Origin of the sequence: Mesorhizobium sp. M0894 (genome assembly GCF_040319725.1) — a bacterium.
Classification (GTDB): domain Bacteria; phylum Pseudomonadota; class Alphaproteobacteria; order Rhizobiales; family Rhizobiaceae; genus Mesorhizobium.
The window spans coordinates 38,598-58,185 of the sequence record NZ_JAMYOG010000010.1 but is presented as its reverse complement, the minus strand read 5'-3'; the positions used below and the strand labels follow the sequence as shown (position 1 = coordinate 58,185).

Here is a 19,588-nt window from a genome sequence, read left to right as displayed (position 1 = left end):
AAAGCGCGTCCCATGAGGCCGATCGAACGCGACGCGCTTTAGCCAATCCCATAGACCAGCCCGACGCGGCCGTCCGACAGCTGCTCAACCTTGCGCAGTTCGAGCCCACGACGATTCTTCGCCGTTCCAAACAGCGCCTTTCCTTCACCGGCGAGCAGCGGATAGACGATCAGCCTGAGTTCATCCACCAGCCCGGCATCGATAAGGCTCGCGGTAATTCGGGCGCCGCCCATAAGGTAGATGTCCTTGCCGGGCTGCTGTTTCAGCGCAGCGATATCCTCGAAATTCCGCACGAAGCGCGTCTTTGGCCAGGCCGCCGAAGTCATTGTGTTCGACAGCACATAATGCGGCGTCTGCGCGGCGAAGCGGGCCCATTCGAGCTCGGCCGGCTTCGGCAATTTGCCGGTCATCGGCAGCGGCTTGTCGGGCTCGTTCTGGATGGCGCTCCAGTAGCGCTCGTAGCCAGCATACATGACGCCGCCAAGCAGGCAGGCATCGATTTGCGGCGTCAGGCCGTATTCCTCAGACCACGCATCGACCCAATCAGCGTAACCCTCGGGTCCCTCCATCTTGCCGTCGACGGAAATTTTCATTCCAGTGATCAATTTACGCATGACTTCCTCCATCAGGCTTGCGGGATGCAAGCACGTTTCGTCGGATCATCGTTGCTTCGTGTGGCTGGCGGCGACCTCAGGGATGGCCGCCGCGAGTTACATCAGGCCGGCAGGCGGCGGTCGTATTCGTCCCGCAGGCGGCTCCAGTCGCCCCAGAACGAGGTCGGTGTCTTACCCGCCAGGCGGGCGGCCAGCAGGTCGAGGTGCACGTGCCAGCCGGCGGTGATGTTGAGCTGGATTGCACGTTCCGGCAGGCGCCGATGGACGACGGTGAGCAGCACATCGCTACCCTTCGCCTCCAGCAGGAAGGAGACGCCGCCGGTATTTCCCCAGGTGATGGAAAGCTTGCGCGGCGGATCGAGTTCGGTGATCCGGCCCTCCATCCGATGCTCTTCGGGGAAGCCCGCGGGGCGCTGGCCAGGCGGGTCGGTCAGCTCGTCGTTACGCCAGACGAACTCGAACGAGCTGCCGGCCTTCATTTCCATCTGGCCTGCGGCCATCCATTGCCGTCGCAAGTCACTCTCGGTGAGATAGGCCCAGACGCGCTCGATGGGGCCGGGCAAAAGGCGCTGGATGGTGAACGTGGCGGGCTCGGTCAGCTCGCCATAGGCGCCGATGGTTCTCATCTGGTTCATTGCTCGTCTCCTTCTTTCGGATTGGGCGATTTCCTGGGCTCATCCTGGGCTTTGCGTGCGTCCTCTTCGCGAAGAAGGCGTTCGAGAACATCGAGACGACCGGTCCAGAAGCGCTCGTAGAAGCTGAGCCACTGATGGGCGCTGGCCAGCGGTCCAGGGGCTAGTCGGCACAGATGCGTGCGGCCCCTCACCTCTCGACGAATAAGCCCTGCGTTCTCCAGCGCCTTGATGTGCTTGGAGGCGGCCGCGAGCGACATCACGAAGGGTTCCGCCAGCTGGCTTACCGTTTTCTCGCCATCGGCGAGATCGCGAAGCATGTGCCGGCGGGTGGCGTCGCCAAGGGCGTGAAAAACCGCGTCCATCTGGGATGTCTCTAATTCAACCATGTAGTTGAATATAGGCACACGCTTTGAGATAGTCAACCGTTTGGTTGAATAATTTATGTGAAGCGCTGCGGGGCTGTTTGCGCCATCGAGCGCGTCGACGTGACGGGAGATACGGACGCGCCCCGCGACAGTAAGGGCGAGGCCCTTATTTGCCTTCGAAGAAAGCGTGGATCGCGGCTTCCAGCTTTTCGATAAGCTGAGGGTTGTGGCAGCTGCCAGCCCAGATCAGGGCGTTTAGCCTCATCTCCTTGTTGATAAAGCTCACCTTCCCACAATCCAGCAGGTATTCCGCGATCTGGTAGTGCCGCCCCTTGATAGCCTCGATGAGCGCGTTGTTTCTCCCCGTCTTGTCGGTCAGATTTACTTCCGCGCCATTCTCCACGAGCAACTTGACGACTTCGAGATGCCCGTTCTTCGCCGCCTCGATAAGAGCCGTTCTGCCGTAGTAGTCAGCTCGCGCGTTGATCTCTATTTGGGGGTGTTTCACCAGGGCTGAGATACACGCGTAATGTCCCCTGGCGGACGCAAGGCTCAAGGGCGTGCTCTTCCACTTGTTTCTGGAATTCACGTCGATTTCCGGGTCTTCGATCAGCGCCTCCACCACAGCTGTGTGGTCATTGAGGGCTGAAAGGTGAAGTGCAGACCAGCCGCCATCGTCCGGCTGATTGATATCGGCGCCAGCCGCCAATTCCGATCGAACCGCCTCCGCATCGCCTTTTTCTGCCGCGACCAGCAGAGGCGACCAGTCTCTTGCCCCTTCGGCTTCCAAGCTGTTGGTCAACGCAGTCGCCTCCTCGGATAGTCGATAGAATACCACATTATCCGCGATAATGGCGGCTCCTGTACTGGAGTCCAATGGGTCAAAAGCTGGAACGCTGTCGGCCCGAACGGACATCGAGATCAGCGCTTCACGTCCGTCTCCTCACATTCTCCTGATATTGACTCGCTTTGGCGGTCATCCAGACTAGATAGAGCGTGCGCCGGGCGGAACGATGCAGAAGGACGTGAACATGCCTGAACAGATTACCCTGAATAGACCTGAACAGATCAGATTGAACGACGGCTCCGCCATTCCGCAAATCGGCCTTGGCGTATGGCAGGTCGATCCAGCCATCACGGCCAAGGTGGTGCGCTGGGGGATCGAGGCCGGCTACAGGCTGATCGATACCGCCGAAGGCTATCAGAACGAGGAAGGTGTCGGGCAGGCGATCCGCTCGGCCGGCGTGCCGAGAAGCGAGTTGTTCATTACCTCGAAACTGCGCAACGGCGCCCATCAGCGCGACGCCGCCTTGCGCGCCTTCGACGAGACGATGAGCAAGCTCGGCATCGAACAGATCGACCTGTTCCTGATCCACTGGCCGGTGCCCAGCCAGGACAGATATGTCGAAGCCTGGAAGACGCTGATCGAACTCAGGCAATCAGGCCGCATAAAGTCGATCGGCGTTTCGAACTTCAACCAGGACCATCTCGAACGGATCATCGGCGAGACCGGCGTCACGCCTACCGTCAACCAGATCGAGCTCCACCCCCGCTTCCAGCAGCGTGACAAACGCGAATTTCATGACAGGCACAACATCCGCATCGAGAGCTGGAGCCCGCTGGGCAGCGGCCGGCTGTTGAGCGATCCGACGCTTGAAAGCATTGCCAGGAAACACGGCAAGTCGGTGGCGCAGACGATCGTCAGGTGGCATCTTCAGGAAGGGCTGATCGTCATTCCAAAGTCGATCCACCAAGACCGCATCGCCGCCAATTTCGACGTCTTCGATTTCGAGCTGGAAGCGAAAGACCTCGAGCTTATCCGGGGCATGGATTCGCCCGACGGCCGCACCGGCCCAAACCCCGCTACAGCCGCATTCCTGTTCTGAGGGCCGACAGTGAAGCTGCCGATCTCCCCCCTTGTGGGGGAGATGTCCGGCAGGACAGAGGGGGGCGCTGTCCCGCCGGCCTATTGAACTCTCCGGCTCATATCCCAACCCAGCGGGACCTCAGGCAGCCGGTTCACTGACGGAAAAAAGCTGCAGGCTGCCGGGAACACCTGCAAGCTCCATCTCGCCATGCTCTTCAAAAGCCAGGCCGGAACCGGCCACGAGATCACGAACCGTGCGCGACGCGATGATCTCGCCCGGTCCGGCAACGTCGAGCAGATGTGATGCCAGTTGAATTGCAACACCGGTGAAGTCGTCTCCGCGCCTTTCGCATTCGCCAATATGGACTGCCGCGCGAACCTGAAGGTCTAACCTCTTCATTCGACGACGGACCGCGATTGCACATTGGATCGCCCGCGTTGGTCGCAGAAATACCGCGAGAAACCCGTTTCCGGTGCGGCTGATTTCCTGACCGTTAGCAAGATGCAATTCGTTGCGTATCTCGTCGTCGTGTCGCTGCATCAGATCGCGCCGCGCCCGGTCGCTAGCGTTGACGGGAGCCGGCGGCAACCCGACGATTTCCATGTGCAGCACCGTCACAAGCACGCGCTCGCTCGACGTTGCCGGCAGCGAGCCGGTGACAAAAGCCTGGATCTCGTCGACCAAACGATCGGAATTCTCCCCCCAGATTACGTGATCACGGCCGGCAAGCTCAATGTATCTGGCGCCTTCGATATGCGTTGCCAGGTAGCGCCCCTCTTCCGGTTTTACCCAGCGGTCGCCCGCCGTCTGCACGATCAGTGTCGGGACGTGAACGGTTGGGAGAAGGGCGCGAACATCGATTTCAGTGCCCCAGCGCCAGAGCGCGACCGCGTCGGCAGGCGAGGCTGAATTCCTAAGATAGGCGGCGAACCATTCTCTCTCGAAACTGTCGTTCATCAGGCTGGGCGCGGCGTTGCTCATGTCCGCCGGCTCCCCCCACTGTCTCTCGACGGCGGTCAGATCTTCTTCTACCTGCTCGCTTGTCCTTGCCCATGGATAATCCGGCGACCATCGGCCGCTGGCATAGGTTCCGTTGAGCACGACAGCCGCTGTTCGTTCGGGATAGGTCGCCGCGAAAAGCATGCACATAGGCCCCCCTTCGGAGCTGCCGAACAGAACCGTTCGCTTTGATCCGACCGCATCCAACACCGCTCGCATGTCTTCCATCCGCTCTTCCAGCGTTGGCAAACCAACATTGCGATCGGACAGTCCGGTGCCTCGCTTGTCCATACGGATCAGGCGGGCAAAGGAACCGAGACGCTGGAGCATATGCGCCAGCCGCGGCGATGACCAGGCAAGGTCGAGGTTGGAGACCCACCCAGGCACATAGATCAGGTCGACCGGCCCGTCGCCGGTTACCTGATAGGCGATGTTGATTCCGGCCGATTTGACATAGTGGGTCGCGGGACGCATCGGCTCGGCCCGGGACGCCGGCCGCTCACCTGTTCGGGCTGCCGACGTTGGCGGTGTCTGGGAAGGCGACACCGAGGCGGCTATCCGGGTAGCGGCTTGCGGCGTCACGCGGCGCGTCCGCAGGTCATCATAGAGTTGCCGGGTCTCCGGCTCGGGCTGCAAGCGGAGCTGCAGTTGCAGCACATCACGGCAGCGCTCATACTGTTTCAGCGCGAGGTTAAAGCGGCCCTGGGCGGCATAGGTCCGCATCAGGGCTCGGTGGATATCCTCCCGTAAGGGCTCCAAAGCCAGCAGGCGCACCGCCGCCCGCAGGCATGATGGAAGATCATTCGTTGCCGAATAGTGCGCGACGAGCTTCTCCAGCACGATGGTTGCGATTGCCCTCAATCGCTCGCGCTCCACTCTGAGCCAATCTTCGAACGGCTCCTCCTTCAGGCCGAACCCGTCCAGGAGGTCGCCACGATAGACGACGAGCGCTTGCTCGAGTTGCTCCGGGTCGGAGCCGGCGGCCAGCGACTCGAACCGCGCGACGTCGAAATCAAGATCGTCGAGATTGAGCGTAATGCTGTCGCCGTCGCTCAGAAACCTTTCGCCATCGGATGCGCCCATTCCTTTCCTTATGGCGGATAGGGCCTGTCGAAGGTTCATTCGGGCCTGGGTTTGGCTGTTGCCGCCCCACAAAAGCGCGGCGAGCTTCTCGCGCGATTGGGAGTGTCCGGATTGCAGGGCGAGATAAGCCAGCATGGCGCGAGCCTTGCGGCTGAAAACCGGGGCCACCGCTCCTCCGGCAAAGTCAAAGCCGCCTAACAGACAGAGATGAGGGTGCGCCATCGGATCCGCCACAGCCACAGCTTCTTTGCGATCCTTTCCTGTACTTGCCTCTATTTCAACCGTCATTTCGCCCGGCCTGGTGTTTTTCACGAATCCTTCACGCTGGCTCCACCGCGTTTCTCACGACGCAGGGAAGACAAGTGTCGGGAGACTGGTATCTCAGGAGGACGCTGTGCTACCCCCGACGGAATGGCCCATCTGGCATGATGATTCAAGGCAGGACCCGCAGCCGCGCGGCGGGCCACTGCGCCACGACATTGCGCTCGCGCGCTATCTTGAGAACCAGCGGGCCCGCCGGGCGTCAATGATCCAGGGGTTCGATTTCCGGACCGCCGCGGTCAGCTTGCGCGCACTTTTGGCGAATGCGGGTGGCCGTGGATATCGGCTCTTGGAGGTCCTGGGCATCCGGCCCTTTCATATCCCCGAGCCATCCACCAGCGGCACATCTTCGCCTTCCCACGGGCTCGGCATTGAGCCTTTGCTGAGATTGGCCGACGGCAGCGGCATCCAGCACTTCAGTTCGGGTTCGGCATATTCGACGATGCGTCCTGGAGACGAATCGGAAGCGCGCCAGCCTTCGCTGCCGAACTGATCGGCGCGGGCCCAGTAAGCCATGTCGACCTCGGCCGGCCCCTGTTCGGAAGGCCGAACCGTGACAAGGATTCTGCTGCCGTCCCTTGGCGCGCTCGACATGTGGCGCCACTGATCGGGCTCGTCCATTGCACTTCCTCCTGCGATCTTCGCCTCGCGCGGATAGTCGCTTCGCGTTCGGAAGCGGTCAACCCGAACTTTTTTGCCTGAGGCAAAATCCCTGCCCCGTCGTCGAGGAACAAGTCATGGCGCGCCGGGTTTGGGCAAGTTGTTGAAGGAAGCAAAATGAGACCAGCGCGCCGACCGATCGTTAGCATTGTTGCATGGCAGGCCGCGCCCTTCGTTCCCAACCCGGTCCGATCGCAATGAGGCAGGCCGGTTCCGATCGTTCCACCCCACCGGAGGAGGGTAAAGGCGGCATAGGCCGCGCGCTCGGCCTCGGCCTGATAACAGGGGCGGCCGACGACGATTGTTCCGCGATAGGCACCTATGCCAGCGCCGGCGCCCGTTTCGGACCCGACCTGCTTTGGACGGCTCCGGTGACGTTGCCGATGATGTACGCGGTCGTCTACCTGTCGTCGAAGCTCGGCCAGGTATCGGGGCGCGGATTGTTCCACGTCATCAAGGACTTTTACCCGCGGTGGCTGCTCTGGTCGGTGCTTTTGGGTGTGCTCGTCGGCAACACCATCGAGGCAGCGGCGGATCTCGGTGGAATGGCCGCGGCGATCAACATATTCGTGCCGCTTCCCATTCCGCTGATCGTGCTGTTCGTCGCCGCCCTCATCTTCGCCCTCCAGGTCTTCGGCTCCTATACTTTGATCCGCAACATCTTTCGCTGGCTGGCGCTGGCGCTGCTCGCCTATGTCGGTGCCGCCATTCTGGCCAAGCCGGACGCCGCGGCGGTGCTGCGCGGGACGCTGCTCCCCAGGATCGAATTCAACCGTGAGTTCCTGTCGATCCTGGTCGCCATCATCGGCACGACGCTGTCCGCCTATCTCTACACGTGGCAGTCCAATGAGGAGGTCGAGGAGGAGATTGCCCAGGGGCGGACAACGCTCAGGGAAAGGAAGGGCGCCACCGACAGCGAACTCCGTCGCTCTCGCCGGGACATCCTCATCGGCATGATGTTTTCAAATCTCATCATGTATTTCATCATCCTGTCGACGGGTGCTACGCTCTACAAGGCGGGCCACCACGATATCGACACGGCCGCGCAGGCGGCGGAGGCGCTGCGGCCGCTCGCCGGCCAGGCCGCAGGCGTTCTGTTCGCCGCAGGCGTGATTGGCGTCGGTTTCCTCGCGGTTCCTGTCATGACCACCGGCGCTGCCTATGATGTGGCGCAAGCCATCGGCTGGAAAAACAGCCTGCACGCCCGGGCTCGAGAGGCGCCCAAATTTTATCTCGCCATCGGATTTTTTACCGCGATCGCCGCCGGCCTCAACTTCCTTGGCTTCAATCCGATGAAGGCGCTGGTCTGGTCCGGCATCGTTCAAGGCTTCTCGACGCCGCCCTTGCTGCTGCTCATCATGCTGATGACGAACAACCGCAGGATCATGGGCGACCAGGTGAACAGCCGCAGCACCAACATACTCGGTTGGGCAACGACCGCCGCTATTTTCTCGGCGACGATCGGCCTGGTGGCAACCTGGTTCATGTGATCAGGCGGAAGCAAAGGGATGCCGCCGGTTGGATTACCCGTTCCCGCTTGCGGATTGTCCCAGCTTTGCCGGTCTTGGAAATTCCACAACGTCGCCCGTGGGCCGCTTGTATTGCGCCGCGACAATTGCATCGATCAGGAGATCCAGAGCCGCACGAGCCGTGCGGCTCGTCTCGTCCTCGCCGCTCAAATAATGGCAGGCTCGTTCGAGGTGGAGGTGTGCGGCGGCAAAGTCGCTTGTCATAGGCTTCTCCCTGTTGCCCGCCGGCCGGCAAGATGACCGCCTCGATTTACCCAAAAGCAAATATCCACAGCCGGATTTGAATCAAATTGGCCTGACTCGCCACATGCCGCGGAGCCCACGCCAGCACCTTGGCCTGTGCCCGCGCCGCGTCCTCTCCGAGGGCCGCCAGGCCATCCAGGATCGTGGCATCAGGACATGGTTCCCCGACGTCGCGCCGGAGCGCCCGAGGGCGACTTGCCTGATATGTCCGGCCGGCTGTTCATGCGCTCTGTCCGACGCGCTACGCTATCGCGGCTGCAGGCGCTGCAGCGATCTTTCAGCGCGGTACGGCGCGTTGAATGAACCAATTACGGGCGATGTGCAGCAAACTCAGTTCGCTCATCGCCCTGCTTTTGAAATTTTCTCGCTCTTTTAATTCTACAAAATCTCTAGACTTAAAATAGATCGCTAGACCCAAGATCTTAAAATAGAGCGCTTGAGAGGGAGCCAGGAATGTCGAAAAAGCTCGTGGTGGGGCTGTCGGGCAACTTGACCCGGCCATCGAAGACCAAGGCGTTCGTCAGCCACATTGTCGGGCAGGCCGCCGAAAGCATCGGCGCAGCCTCGGCCGTCTTCGACATCGAGGATCTCGGCGCGTCCCTGCCGCAGGCAAGGCGCCTCGGCGACCTCGACCCGGCGGCGCGCAACATCGTCGAACGGCTGCTGGGCGCCGACATCCTGGTGGCCGGCTCGCCCACTTTCAAAGGCAGTTATACCGGGCTTTTCAAGCATTTCTTCGACCTGCTCGACCCGTCATCGCTGAGGGGCAAGCCCGTCATCCTCGCCGCGACCGGCGGCGGCGAGCGCCATTCGCTGATCGTCGAGCACCAGCTGCGGCCGCTGTTCGGCTTCTTCGAGGCGCTGACCGTGCCGACCGCGATCTACGCCTCCGACAAGGACTTTGCCAATGGCGTGCTGGTGTCGGACGCGATCCATGCCCGCGCCCGGCAGGCGGTCGCCGAGGCATGCCGGGTAACCGGAGTGCCCTATCGCGTCGGCCTTGCCGCCTGAACGCACTACTGACCCGAGATCCCCTCCCCGACCAATCCAGGAGCACGCCGCGATGACCAGATCCAAGAAATCCAGGCAGATCAAACTGGGCGCTTTCCTGCCCGGCGGCGGACAGCATATCGCCGCCTGGCGTCACCCCGAGGCGCCGGCCGACGGTGCCACCAATTTCGAGTTCCACAAGCAGCTTGCCCTGACCGCCGAGCGCGGCCTGTTCGACGCCTATTTCCTCGCCGACAATCTGACGGTCGGGCTCGGCGCCCGCGAAGGCGGCAATGCCAAGATCGCCGGCTTCGAGCCAGTGACGCTGTTTGCAGCGCTGGCGCCGCTCACCACGCATCTCGGCTTCATCGCCACCGCCTCGACCACCTACGAGGAGCCCTACACGCTCGCCCGCAAATTCGCCTCGCTCGATCATCTGTCGAATGGCCGCGCCGGCTGGAACGTCGTCACCTCGGCCGGCGACGAAACCGCGCGCAATTTCAATCGTGATACCCAGCCTGCCCACGCCGAGCGCTATACCCGCGCGCATGAGCATGTCGAGACGGTCAAGGCGCTGTGGGACAGCTGGGAGGACGATGCCTTCATCCGCGACAAGAAATCGGGGCGCTTCTACGACAAGGACAAGCTCCACGACATCGACCACAAGGGCGCGCATTTCAGCGTCAAGGGTCCGCTCAACGTGCCGCGCCCTGTGCAGGGGCACCCGGTGGTGGTGCAGGCGGGGCAATCGGAGGACGGCCGCAAGCTCGCCGCCCACTCGGCGGAAGTCATCTTCACCGCCCATCAGAACCTGGCGTCGGCGCAGGAATTCTACCGCGACATCAAGGCCCGCGTGGCGGCCGTCGGCCGCGATCCCGAGCAGGTGCTGATCATGCCCGGCGTAGCACCCTTCGTCGGCCGTACCGAAGAAGAAGCGCGCGCCAAATACCAGCAGCTGAACGATCTCATCCTGCCCGAAGACGGCGTCGCCCTGCTCAACGGGCTGGCAGGCCAGACGCTCGACATCAGGGGCTATCCGCTCGACGGCCCGCTGCCGCCGAGCAAGGAAACCGAAGGCATGAAGAGCCGCCAGGCGCTGATCCGCCAGATTGCCGACGAGCACAACTTCACCATCCGCCAGCTCTACCAATGGGTGGCGACGGCCCGCGGCCATTACACCGTCATCGGCAGCGCAGTGCAGGTCGCCGACCAGTTGGAGGAATGGTTCGGCAACGAAGCCGCCGACGGCTTCAACATCCTGCCGCCCTGGCTGCCCGGCGGGCTCGACGACTTCGTCGAGCTGGTGATCCCCGAACTGCAGCGCCGCGGCCTGTTCCGCACCGCCTATGAAGGCAGGACGCTGCGCGAGAACCTCGGCCTCAGGCGGCCTGAAAACCCGTGGACCGCCGCCCGCTCGGCCGTGCTGGCCGCCGAATAATCCCGAGAAGCCCACTACCCTCGAAGCGAGAGGCAAGACGATGACCTTGCAGCACATCGAACAGGCCGCCAGCCTCGGCACGCGTGACGGCACGACAAGCCTGGGCACGGACTTCCTGCGCCTCGGCGGCCGGGCAGGCATCCGCTTCCTGTCGCGCTACGGCGCCCTCATCGCTTTCCTCGCAATCTGGCAAGTGTCGAGCAGCGCCGGGTGGGTCAACACGGCCGTGCTGCCGCCGATCGACATGATTGTCGCGGCACTTTGGAAGGGGTTGGCCGGCGGCACTCTGCTCGGTGACATCGCCATCAGCCTGCAGCGCGCCGGTCTCGCCTTCGCGGCCGCCGTGCTGGTCGCCATCCCGCTTGGCCTGTTCATGGGCCAGGTGCGCGCGGTCGAGACCGCGCTCGATCCCATCCTGCAGGTCTTCCGCCAGACCTCGGCGCTGGCGCTCTATCCCGTATTCATCCTGCTGCTTGGGCTCGGCGAAGCCTCCAAGGTGTTCGTCATCTTCTGGGCGACGCTGTTCCCGCTGCTGCTCAACACCATCGGCGGCGTCAAGCAGGTCGATCCGAAACTGCTGGAGATGGCCCGCGTCTATGGCGCCAGGCAGCTCACCGTCTTCCGCCGCGTCGTGCTGCCCGGTGCCGTGCCCTCGATCTTCGTTGGGCTGAGGCTCAGCGCCACCACGGCGCTGCTGCTGTTGATCGCTTCCGAAATGATCGGCGCCAATAAGGGCATCGGCTTCCAGGTGATGAACGCGCAGTACAATTTCCAGATCCCGCTGATGTTTGCGGCAATCGTCATCCTCGCCGGCCTCGGCCTGATCGCCAACCAGGCGCTGGTCAGCCTGCAGCGGCGGCTCTGCCGCTGGAGCAATGCCGTCGACTGACCACCCCTTCGCCATCTCCCAACCAGGCCAAGCCAGGCCAGAACCAAGGAAGACCGGACCATGAAAATCACTCGCCGTTCCCTGCTTGCCGGCGCGCCCTTTGCCGCCGGCCTTCTCGCCGCCGGCCTGCCGCGCCTCGCCTTTGCCGAAGCGGCACCCGTCAAGTTCCGCTCCCTCGCCAGCCGCGGCAGCATCTCTCCGCATGAGCTTGCCGGCGAGCTCGGCTATTTCAAAGGCCTCGGTATCGAGGTCGAGAATGTCGGCTATTCCGGCGGCGGCCCGGAATCGCTGTTTGCGCTGGCCTCCGGGAGCGTCGATATCGGCTCGGCCGCAACCGCCGCCGTGATCAATTCGATCTCCGGCGGCAACGACTTCGTCGCCGCCTATCCGAGCAACGGCATCAACGGCAAGGTGCGAAGCGTCTTCTACGTGCTCGACGACAGCCCGATCAAATCGATCGCCGACATTGCCGGCAAGACAATCGCCGTCAACACGCTCGGCGCCCATCTCGACTACACCGTGCGCGAGGCGCTGCACAGCGTCGGCCTGTCGCCGGACGCCGCCAATCTCGTCGTCGTGCCCGGACCGCAACTCGAACAGACCTTGCGCTCCCGCCAGGTCGACATCGCGGCGCTCGGCTACTGGCAGGCGACCTTTGCCGGCGCGCTGGTCGACAATGGCGGCGTGCGTGGCGTGTTCAACGACACCGACGTGCTGGGCGAACTGGCCGGCGGCTTCGTCGTGCTCAGGCGCGACTTCATCGCCGCGCATCCCGACGCCGCCCGCAATTTCGTCGAGCAATCGGCGCGCGCCTCCGACTGGTCGCTGCAGAACCCCGACGAAGCGCGCAAGGTGCTCGCGACAATCCTCGACAAGCGCGGCGAAAACGGCGAGCTGGCGCGCTACTGGACCGGCTTCGGGCTGCGCCAGGGGGCCAAGGCGACGGACCGCGACATCGACTTCTGGGTCAGCGTGCTCGAGCGCGACGGTCGCCTGCCAAAGGGTAAGCTGAAGGCAACAGACATCCTCTACCGGCCCGGCGAAACCAAGACCAACTGACAAGGCCAACCGGCAGCTGGGAGACGAGCGCGATGAGCAGCACAAGCGGCGGTGAGGTCAGCATACGCGACCTGTCCAAATCGTTCAGCATCGGCGGGCGCTCGCTTGCCGTGCTGAGGACCCTCAACCTCGACATCCGCTCGGGCGAATGCCTGGTCATCGTCGGCGCCAGCGGATCTGGCAAGACCACGCTGCTGCGCATTCTTGCCGGGCTGGAGGCCGCCGACAGCGGCGGCGTCGCCATCGACGGCAAGCCGGTGCACGGCGTCGGCGCCGAGCGCGCGGTGATCTTCCAGGAACCGCGCCTGCTGCCCTGGCTGACCGTGCTCGGCAATGTCGCCTTCGGCCTCGAAGTGCGCGGCGTGCCGAAGGCCGAGGCCGAGGAACGGGCGCGCTTCTATATCGCGCTCGTCGGCCTCGCCGAATTCGGCGATGCTTTCCCGAGGCAGCTGTCGGGCGGCATGGCGCAGCGCGTCGGCATCGCCCGCGCCTTGACCGTGCAGCCCGAAATCCTGCTGCTCGACGAGCCGCTGGGCGCGCTTGACGCGATGACCAAGATCGGCATGCAGGAGGAACTGGCGCGCATTTGGAGCGAGGAGAACGTCACCATGGTGATGGTGACGCACGACCTCGAGGAAGCGATCTACCTGGCCGACAGGGTGCTGATCCTGCCCAAGGAGAAAGGCGGCGCGGCGCGGCTGATCGACATCGACCTGCCCCGCCCGCGCGAGCGCAGCGAAAGCCGCTTCGTACGCTACCGCGAAGAACTGCTGCGCGAATTCGGCCTGCACTGAAAGGCCCCCTACGCGATCTTGGGTTCCTCGCCCCGCAAAGCGGGGAGAGGTGGCTCGGCGAAGCCGAGACGGAGAGGGGTCTTCCTTTTTTGAAATCCTCTCCCCCCGCGCTCTTTCCTGGAACCGGATTCCCCGCCCCCGCATTTCCTTAACCGGGAGGCGAAGGAGCGCGGCATGAAAGCTTTGTTCGCAATCTTTGGCGGCTTCGTCCTGACGCTCGCCGTATTCGCCAGCGGCCTCGCATTCGCCACCTGGCTATTGATAGCCAAGCCGGTGCGGCCGCCCGCCCCGGTCTCCAGCGTCGCCGAACTGTGGGCCAAGGATCCGCGCCCGGTAAACCCGGCCTCGCAGCGCCTCGAGCGCCTCCCGGCCCGCCCGGTTCCCGTTCGCACCTCGGAAGTTGATCGCAGCTCGAAACCCGCCGACACCGCCGCAGCTTCGACACCCGACACCACCGGCTCCATCAAGCCGGCGGTGGAAGAGCAGCAGACGCTGCCCGCCGCCCATGTCGAATGGTGCGCCAGCCGCTACCGCTCCTACAGGCCAGGCGACAACCGCTACACATCCTACAGCGGCCAACAGCGCCCCTGCATATCGCCCTATCTCGACGCCGCCGATGACGGCAGCTACGTCGAGGCGAGCGATACGTCGTCAGTGGAGGGCTACCCGCCACCGGATGAACCCGGCGGCGCCGAGTTCTCATCCGACCACGTCCAATACTGCTTCAGCCGCTACCGCTCGTACCGGCCGGAGGACAACAGCTATCAACCGTATTCCGGCGGGCCACGTCGGCAGTGCGAGTAGGCTGGCGCGCCGGATGGCGGGCTAGCGGACCGAAGGGCATGGTGTCTTGTGCGATCCCACCCTCGAGCGGCTAACCAACGATCACGCAAATTTTTTTGGATCGTTCGGATCGGCGCGGCGTTCATCCGACAGGCAAAGGAGGAATTAAGATGGGCGACGAACGGGACGACAAGATTCGTGAGCGCGCATACCAGATCTGGGAACGCGAAGGCGGGATCCATGGCGATCCCGAGCGGCACTGGCACCGGGCCGAGGCCGAGATCGACAGGGAGGCAGCCCTGCCGCTGACGGCAGGCGATGCCCTGCCGGAAACCCGCGAGTTCGCGAGTTCCGACGTCTTGACGGTGGAGGCCCTGGCGGTGCGCACCGGCATATCGGGCGAACAGGCACAGGAGCTGATCGACAGGCTGGGCAACGACCGGGCGGCGATCGAACAAGCCGCGCGCAACCTCAAGGGGAAGCAGCGGCTCGGGGAGTGACAGATGATCAGAAAACTCAAAGACGGAAAATACCGCCTCTATTCGCGCAAGAAGGACGAAAAGACCGGCAAGCGCCGCAATCTCGGGACGTTTGACAGCCGCGAGGCTGCGGAGAAGCACGAACGTGAGGTGCAGTATTTCAAGAAGCATTGAGGCGGCGTTGGGCGTGTTGTCGCTTGCCAGGCAGCCGCGCCGGATGCCTGACGGAACCTGAGCCTGCGAAGACGGCGGCCACGCATCTCTGCGCCGGACAGTTTACGAGAACATGGTGCGTCCAGAAGCAGGTAGCGACGCCCATCGCGGTCGCCCGCGGATTTTAGCACGGTATGCAAATTGTTCAGAACCGTACCTGATGCACTTCGCGCAAGCGGCATAAACCTTTCAGTGACGAAGCGTTCGCTTGCAATGTGGGCGATGCCTCCACTAGTTTCTGGTCAAATTGAACAAAACGGGAACAAAAATGTCACGGGCGAATTGAATTCGCGTTCGCCGTCCGGCGTGTTGCGCACCACAGGGCCTGGCTGGTTGGGATAGATGTCGATGGAGGGTTCGAGATTGCCGAGGATATCGCGCAAGGCGCGGGTCCACTGGCGAATGGCCTCCTGGCTGGTCGTGATATTGTAAAGATTGCACATTTCAGGCCGTTCCCGGATGCTTAGGCATCTTGTTGGAAACGGCCCGGAATTTCCAGCGCTGTCCGTTAGGTTGCTGACACGGCAGGCCGTGTCAGCAATGGCTTTGTGAGACCTACCGCGCCGATTGTCTCATAGCTTGTGCGGCGACTGCCGCCAGAAAAGCCCTCGCCGCGGCATCGCAGGCCGCTCGAGACGGGCCTTTGGCGAAAAGAAGAAGCTCGGCCGCTCGAATGTTGAGCCCGTGCTTCCTTGCGAATGTGGCTAGATCGTAAGGCTTGTTGTCGTAAGGCACGTCGTCGTAGTCGATCGTCAGATCGTAGTTTTCTTTCATTTTCTTCCTCCCGTTAGCGATCTTCCCCCTCCTGTCGCTAACGCAAAATTAACGTCGATGGCGTCGGGCGAGTCCACCAATCAGAGATTGTGTAAAAAACGTACGAGCTCGGATGCTCGCCCTCGCCACGGCGCCGCGAGCAATCGCCGCGAGCCGGACCGCTCGAAAGAGCCGATTATGGGGGCACGTTGGAAAAGGCAGCCACGGCCTGGTGCCACGGGGTGTCCGCGACCCTACCGTGCCTAATGGCCGTCATTTTCATCTTCCTGGCCCGGTCCGCAAAGCCGGCCTCGTTGGGTCAGCTAAAGAATAAATCCGGCTAATAACACCGTAAGGAGCAGTGACAGCGGAACAGCCGCAAGACACCAGATCTCCAACGTGTTGTTTTGCAGCGGGTCCATCGTCAGCCTCACTTTTTGGTTCGTCATTGTGACACTAACGGTTGGTCGGAGGTAGCGGTTCCAAGCGACGCTGTTCATAGAGCGCTGCCTGTGCTGCATATTAGCAACAGCTTGACGACCGCTGAGCCCGTACCGCTTGGAGAACTTCACTTGGCGCCGGTGGATGGGCATTCCGCAGGAATGCAAGCGCCCCTCCATCAGGCGTGCGGGGATCGATCGCCGCCTATGATCAGCGCCGAGCCATGCCCCGGAACCCAATGGCTGCGTCGACCTCCGGCCGAAGTTTCGCTACCACCGAGCAAACCCGATGTTCACTCCAGCCAGCGATGCCCGTTTATAGGACCTAAGTCTGACCTGCCTGCGCAATGGTCTCGTGTACGGCCGGCGCCGGGAACAACTGCGCCCGTCTTGATGGCGTCACCTCCTCGAGGAGAGATCGGCGCAGAATCAGTCCCTTCAGCGCTGATTAGGGTCCGCCTGCCATTGATGGATTTGGCAGGCGGACCCTTGGTTGTGTACGCTCCAGATCGAAAGCGGGTAAGCTCGGGATCACTCATCATCCCAGAAATCCTGCAGAGAGGCATGGCGGAGGGCTCCTCGCCCTGAGATGCTTGACCTGGCTTGACATCCGAGACGACCTCCCAGCGCGCGCACGCAGCGGGGGGCGCCCTCAGCCCTCCAGCGCCTCGTGCTGGTAAAGCTCGTCCATGCTGAGCGTCGCGAGCGCCGCGAAGGGCGCCTGCTTTTTCACGCGGCCGTGGCTCAGGATCACCACGTCGTCGCAGAACGAGATGGTGCTGCGATGGTGGCTGATGACGATGGTGGTGCGGCGGCCGGCGCGCGACTTCAGCGTCTCGACGATCGCCGCTTCCGACAGCCCGTCCACCGCATTGGTGGCTTCGTCGAGGATGAGGATATCGGGATCGCGCACCAGGGCTCTGGCCAGCGCGATCCGCTGCCGCTGTCCCGCCGAGAGGTTGACGCCGCGGTAGCCGACGACGGTCCTGTAGCCTTGCGGCAGTTGCTCGATGAAGCCATGCGCTTCGGCCAGTTTTGCCGCGCGCTCGGCGTCATCGGCCGAGGCCGCGTCCTGGCCGTAGATAATGTTGTCGAAAATCGTGCCGTCGACCAGCTCCAGCTCCTGGCTGGCGAGCGCGATGTGCTTTCGCCATTGGCTGGGGTCGATGCGGTCCAGAGGCGATCCATCGACGAGGATCCTGCCGCTATCCGGTTCGACGAAGCGGCACAGGAGATTGACGATCGTCGTCTTGCCGGCGCCAGAGCGGCCGATCAGCGCGGTCGAGCGGCCGCTGCGGATGTCGAAATTCGCCGCATGCAGCACCACCGCGCGCTGTTCCGAACCAGAATAGGTAAAGGTGACGTCCTCGAACTTGATGCCTTGGCTGAGCCCGGGGAACGCCGCGTCACCTTGCGGCGGCTCGGGCTTACCGGATGGGTCCAGCATCCACGTCACCTCTTCAAGCGATCCGCTCAGGCCCTGCAACTGGCTCGAGGCCATTTGCAGCGACCGCATGTAGGGCTGCAGCCTGTAGAGCAGGATGACGAAGGCGACGATCAGCGGGAAGCTGACATTGGCGAACCAGGCGCCGATCACCACCGCCAGGAACAGCATGGCGTGCAGAACCTCGGTCAGCGGCGGCAACGCTCCCTGACGCGTCAAAAGCACGAACGCCGCCCGGCGCACTGCATCCGATGCCTGGTCGAATGCCGCCTTCTCGCGTTGCTCCTGGCCGAAGATGCGGATCAGCCGTCCGGCATGCACCAGATGCAGCATCTGTGATGCGAGCTGGCTGTTGCGGGAGGCGACGCTGCGGCTCGGCGCCTTCAGATTGGCCGACAGCATGGCGTGCGCGACCTGCACCAGCGCCAGGCCCAGCGTGACCAGCAGCGTCATCTGCCACGACAGGAGCAGCAGGAAGGTCAGCAGGATGATCGCGGCCGATGCGTTGACGATTGCCCCCAGCGTGATCTGGATGGCATCCGAGGCCCGCCAGGATTCGTTGGAGATGATGTTGAGCAGCCGTCCAGGGCTTTGCTGCAGGAAGAACGGGTAGCCCACCCGCAGCAGCTGCTCCGACAGCGCGCTGCGGATCGAATGGCTTGCCTTGCCGTAGATGAAGGTGGTCAGCAGCGTATTGGCGTAGGCGAACAGGTTCTTGAGCACGATCGAGCCGAGGATGGCGACGGATATGACGATCAGCCGGTCGCGCTCGCTCAGGCTGGATCCGACATGCTGGAAGACGGCGGAAAAGCCAGCCATGCCGGTCTGCCCCTGCCCCATGATTATGTTCAGCAACGGGATGATCAGGCCGATGCCGAACCCCTCAAGCGCCGCACTGAGCAGCCCGAGCACCACCACGGCCGGAAGCAGGCGCAACTGCTTTTGCCCGAGCGCGCGGCGCAGCATCGGCAGGCTGGGCGGCATCAATCGCATGATTGCGGATCACCTCGCCTCGGCATTTGCCTGTTGCTCCTGTCGCATTTGCGCCGGCTGCGGCGATTTCACCAGCGAAAGCACCGCGAACTTGGCCGCGCCGAGCAAGTTCATGCCGATGATCGGCCAGTGCGACAGCTTGAGTTCACGGTCGAACAGAGGGCCTTTCCTCAGTTCGCGCAAGGCCGCCCTCATGGACCAGTAGAAATGGCGAAGCAGCCACGGCGCGTGCCGGATATGTTTCAGGCAAAGCCCGCCATTGCCCATGCTGTAGTCGCGGTGCAGCTTTTCTATGGCCTTGCGATCGCGCCGACCATGATGGTGGTAAATCGTCATGTCGGGCACATATTCGACCGGAATCCCAAGCAGCACCGCCCGCACGAGATAGTCCGTATCCTCGGCCGAGCGCAGCGGGCCGCCGGCGCCGAAGCGTTCGTCGAAACGGCCGATGCGGGCTGCAACATCACGGTGCATCGTCATGTTGCAGCCAAGCACGAAGCCACCGGGATGGACATCCGGCGTAAGCCGCGCGCGCACCGGCGACCGCTTGATGGTGAACGGCAGGTCGCGGGGATCGCCGATCTCGACGCGGCCACCACGGATGACCCGTTCGCCGGCCGAATAGTGCCGTTGCAGATCGTGCAGATAATCCTTGTGGACTGCGCAATCGTCGTCGACGAAGACGAGCACGCGGCCCCGCGCCCGCTCCAGCCCGGCGTTGCGCGCGGCCGCCAGTCCAGGTCGTGGTTCGCGAATAGCGGTGAACGGGATGTCCGACAGTTCGGCGATGCTGGCCAGCCGTTTGGCGGTGCTGTCGGTCGAGCCGTTGTCGACAACCACCAGCTCGGCGGCAAAGTCGGCATGGGCACGACACGCGGCCTGGATCGACCTGATACAGGGCTCGAGCACGGCGACGCGGTCGCGTGTGCAGACGATGAAGCTGACCGCCGGCGCCGGTCCATGCTGCGGCCGCGGCGACATGGCCGCCGGCACCGT

At 63.1% G+C, this 19,588-nt stretch carries 19 protein-coding genes and 1 pseudogene; 10 read left to right on the top strand and 10 right to left on the bottom strand.

Annotation, left to right across the window (positions count from 1 at the left end):
- Nucleotides 1-38: 38 nt before the first annotated feature.
- The 4 genes from NKH91_RS19870 to NKH91_RS19855 all read right to left on the bottom strand — a co-directional run bounded on the left by NKH91_RS19870 (nucleotide 39) and on the right by NKH91_RS19855 (nucleotide 2,416).
- Entirely contained in the window at nucleotides 39-614 is a 576-nt protein-coding gene (locus NKH91_RS19870) for a dihydrofolate reductase family protein (RefSeq protein ID WP_352481678.1), read from the bottom strand.
- 101 nt (nucleotides 615-715) lie between these two features.
- Nucleotides 716-1,249, bottom strand: coding sequence for an SRPBCC family protein (locus NKH91_RS19865; protein WP_352481679.1), 534 nt, complete (start codon nucleotides 1,247-1,249; stop codon nucleotides 716-718).
- On the bottom strand, nucleotides 1,246-1,635 hold the full coding sequence (locus NKH91_RS19860) for an ArsR/SmtB family transcription factor (protein WP_352481715.1): 390 nt from the start codon (nucleotides 1,633-1,635) through the stop codon (nucleotides 1,246-1,248). The genes NKH91_RS19865 and NKH91_RS19860 overlap by 4 nt, the downstream gene beginning before the upstream one ends.
- A 145-nt stretch (nucleotides 1,636-1,780) precedes the next feature.
- Complete coding sequence (locus tag NKH91_RS19855; protein ID WP_352844627.1) at nucleotides 1,781-2,416, bottom strand: ankyrin repeat domain-containing protein; 636 nt, start codon at nucleotides 2,414-2,416, stop codon at nucleotides 1,781-1,783.
- Nucleotides 2,417-2,645: 229 nt separating this feature from the next.
- On the opposite strand from NKH91_RS19855, the gene NKH91_RS19850 reads away from it, so the two are divergent.
- A complete protein-coding gene (locus NKH91_RS19850; protein ID WP_352451452.1) occupies nucleotides 2,646-3,500 on the top strand; it encodes an aldo/keto reductase in 855 nt (284 codons plus the stop codon).
- Between the two features lie 120 nt (nucleotides 3,501-3,620).
- Here the strand turns inward: NKH91_RS19850 and NKH91_RS19845 are convergent, their stop codons facing one another.
- Both NKH91_RS19845 and NKH91_RS19840 read right to left on the bottom strand, forming a co-directional pair.
- Entirely contained in the window at nucleotides 3,621-5,876 is a 2,256-nt protein-coding gene (locus NKH91_RS19845; protein WP_352481681.1) for an alpha/beta fold hydrolase, read from the bottom strand.
- A gap of 324 nt (nucleotides 5,877-6,200) precedes the next feature.
- A complete protein-coding gene (locus tag NKH91_RS19840) occupies nucleotides 6,201-6,506 on the bottom strand; it encodes a hypothetical protein (RefSeq protein WP_023722367.1) in 306 nt (101 codons plus the stop codon).
- Between the two features lie 236 nt (nucleotides 6,507-6,742).
- Between NKH91_RS19840 and NKH91_RS19835 the strand changes: the two genes are divergently transcribed.
- From NKH91_RS19835 to NKH91_RS19795, 9 genes are all read left to right on the top strand, one after another.
- Entirely contained in the window at nucleotides 6,743-8,035 is a 1,293-nt protein-coding gene (locus NKH91_RS19835; RefSeq protein WP_352844631.1) for an Nramp family divalent metal transporter, read from the top strand.
- A 735-nt stretch (nucleotides 8,036-8,770) separates the two neighbouring features.
- The gene (gene msuE, locus NKH91_RS19830; protein WP_023722369.1) at nucleotides 8,771-9,328 is read left to right on the top strand and encodes an FMN reductase; all 558 of its coding nucleotides are present in this window, start codon (nucleotides 8,771-8,773) and stop codon (nucleotides 9,326-9,328) included.
- Nucleotides 9,329-9,380: 52 nt separating this feature from the next.
- The gene (locus NKH91_RS19825; protein WP_352481683.1) at nucleotides 9,381-10,745 is read left to right on the top strand and encodes an LLM class flavin-dependent oxidoreductase; all 1,365 of its coding nucleotides are present in this window, start codon (nucleotides 9,381-9,383) and stop codon (nucleotides 10,743-10,745) included.
- A 40-nt stretch (nucleotides 10,746-10,785) separates the two neighbouring features.
- Complete coding sequence (locus NKH91_RS19820) at nucleotides 10,786-11,634, top strand: ABC transporter permease (protein ID WP_023722371.1); 849 nt, start codon at nucleotides 10,786-10,788, stop codon at nucleotides 11,632-11,634.
- 60 nt (nucleotides 11,635-11,694) lie between these two features.
- Nucleotides 11,695-12,693: an ABC transporter substrate-binding protein gene (locus tag NKH91_RS19815; RefSeq protein ID WP_023722372.1), complete on the top strand. Its 999-nt coding sequence runs from the start codon at nucleotides 11,695-11,697 to the stop codon at nucleotides 12,691-12,693.
- Nucleotides 12,694-12,725: 32 nt separating this feature from the next.
- Entirely contained in the window at nucleotides 12,726-13,487 is a 762-nt protein-coding gene (locus NKH91_RS19810) for an ABC transporter ATP-binding protein (protein WP_023722373.1), read from the top strand.
- Nucleotides 13,488-13,661: 174 nt separating this feature from the next.
- On the top strand, nucleotides 13,662-14,291 hold the full coding sequence (locus NKH91_RS19805; protein WP_023722374.1) for a BA14K family protein: 630 nt from the start codon (nucleotides 13,662-13,664) through the stop codon (nucleotides 14,289-14,291).
- Nucleotides 14,292-14,440: 149 nt separating this feature from the next.
- Complete coding sequence (locus NKH91_RS19800) at nucleotides 14,441-14,770, top strand: DUF2934 domain-containing protein (RefSeq protein WP_023722375.1); 330 nt, start codon at nucleotides 14,441-14,443, stop codon at nucleotides 14,768-14,770.
- A gap of 3 nt (nucleotides 14,771-14,773) precedes the next feature.
- A complete protein-coding gene (locus tag NKH91_RS19795) occupies nucleotides 14,774-14,923 on the top strand; it encodes a hypothetical protein (RefSeq protein WP_023722376.1) in 150 nt (49 codons plus the stop codon).
- Between the two features lie 326 nt (nucleotides 14,924-15,249).
- Here the strand turns inward: NKH91_RS19795 and NKH91_RS19790 are convergent.
- The 4 genes and pseudogenes from NKH91_RS19790 to NKH91_RS19775 form a co-directional block, all read right to left on the bottom strand.
- Nucleotides 15,250-15,405, bottom strand: a pseudogene (locus NKH91_RS19790) (SOS response-associated peptidase); the annotation flags it as partial.
- A gap of 112 nt (nucleotides 15,406-15,517) precedes the next feature.
- The gene (locus tag NKH91_RS19785) at nucleotides 15,518-15,736 is read right to left on the bottom strand and encodes a hypothetical protein (RefSeq protein WP_051409764.1); all 219 of its coding nucleotides are present in this window, start codon (nucleotides 15,734-15,736) and stop codon (nucleotides 15,518-15,520) included.
- A 1,071-nt stretch (nucleotides 15,737-16,807) separates the two neighbouring features.
- Nucleotides 16,808-18,592: an ABC transporter ATP-binding protein gene (locus tag NKH91_RS19780; protein WP_502899006.1), complete on the bottom strand. Its 1,785-nt coding sequence runs from the start codon at nucleotides 18,590-18,592 to the stop codon at nucleotides 16,808-16,810.
- A gap of 9 nt (nucleotides 18,593-18,601) precedes the next feature.
- Nucleotides 18,602-19,573 (bottom strand): glycosyltransferase family 2 protein, encoded by a 972-nt coding sequence (locus NKH91_RS19775; RefSeq protein ID WP_031195092.1) that lies wholly within the window; start codon nucleotides 19,571-19,573, stop codon nucleotides 18,602-18,604.
- Nucleotides 19,574-19,588: the final 15 nt, after the last annotated feature.

Bases quoted from the DNA above. Each gene is read 5' to 3' on its own strand.
- NKH91_RS19870 (WP_352481678.1), bottom strand. From the start codon at position 614: ATGCGTAAATTGATCACTGGAATGAAAATTTCCGTCGACGGCAAGATG.
- NKH91_RS19865 (WP_352481679.1), bottom strand. From the start codon at position 1,249: ATGAACCAGATGAGAACCATCGGCGCCTATGGCGAGCTGACCGAGCCC.
- NKH91_RS19860 (WP_352481715.1), bottom strand. From the start codon at position 1,635: ATGGTTGAATTAGAGACATCCCAGATGGACGCGGTTTTTCACGCCCTT.
- NKH91_RS19850 (WP_352451452.1), top strand. From the start codon at position 2,646: ATGCCTGAACAGATTACCCTGAATAGACCTGAACAGATCAGATTGAAC.
- NKH91_RS19840 (WP_023722367.1), bottom strand. From the start codon at position 6,506: ATGGACGAGCCCGATCAGTGGCGCCACATGTCGAGCGCGCCAAGGGAC.
- NKH91_RS19835 (WP_352844631.1), top strand. From the start codon at position 6,743: ATGAGGCAGGCCGGTTCCGATCGTTCCACCCCACCGGAGGAGGGTAAA.
- msuE (WP_023722369.1), top strand. From the start codon at position 8,771: ATGTCGAAAAAGCTCGTGGTGGGGCTGTCGGGCAACTTGACCCGGCCA.
- NKH91_RS19825 (WP_352481683.1), top strand. From the start codon at position 9,381: ATGACCAGATCCAAGAAATCCAGGCAGATCAAACTGGGCGCTTTCCTG.
- NKH91_RS19820 (WP_023722371.1), top strand. From the start codon at position 10,786: ATGACCTTGCAGCACATCGAACAGGCCGCCAGCCTCGGCACGCGTGAC.
- NKH91_RS19815 (WP_023722372.1), top strand. From the start codon at position 11,695: ATGAAAATCACTCGCCGTTCCCTGCTTGCCGGCGCGCCCTTTGCCGCC.
- NKH91_RS19810 (WP_023722373.1), top strand. From the start codon at position 12,726: ATGAGCAGCACAAGCGGCGGTGAGGTCAGCATACGCGACCTGTCCAAA.
- NKH91_RS19805 (WP_023722374.1), top strand. From the start codon at position 13,662: ATGAAAGCTTTGTTCGCAATCTTTGGCGGCTTCGTCCTGACGCTCGCC.
- NKH91_RS19800 (WP_023722375.1), top strand. From the start codon at position 14,441: ATGGGCGACGAACGGGACGACAAGATTCGTGAGCGCGCATACCAGATC.
- NKH91_RS19795 (WP_023722376.1), top strand. From the start codon at position 14,774: ATGATCAGAAAACTCAAAGACGGAAAATACCGCCTCTATTCGCGCAAG.
- NKH91_RS19785 (WP_051409764.1), bottom strand. From the start codon at position 15,736: ATGAAAGAAAACTACGATCTGACGATCGACTACGACGACGTGCCTTAC.
- NKH91_RS19780 (WP_502899006.1), bottom strand. From the start codon at position 18,592: ATGCGATTGATGCCGCCCAGCCTGCCGATGCTGCGCCGCGCGCTCGGG.
- NKH91_RS19775 (WP_031195092.1), bottom strand. From the start codon at position 19,573: ATGTCGCCGCGGCCGCAGCATGGACCGGCGCCGGCGGTCAGCTTCATC.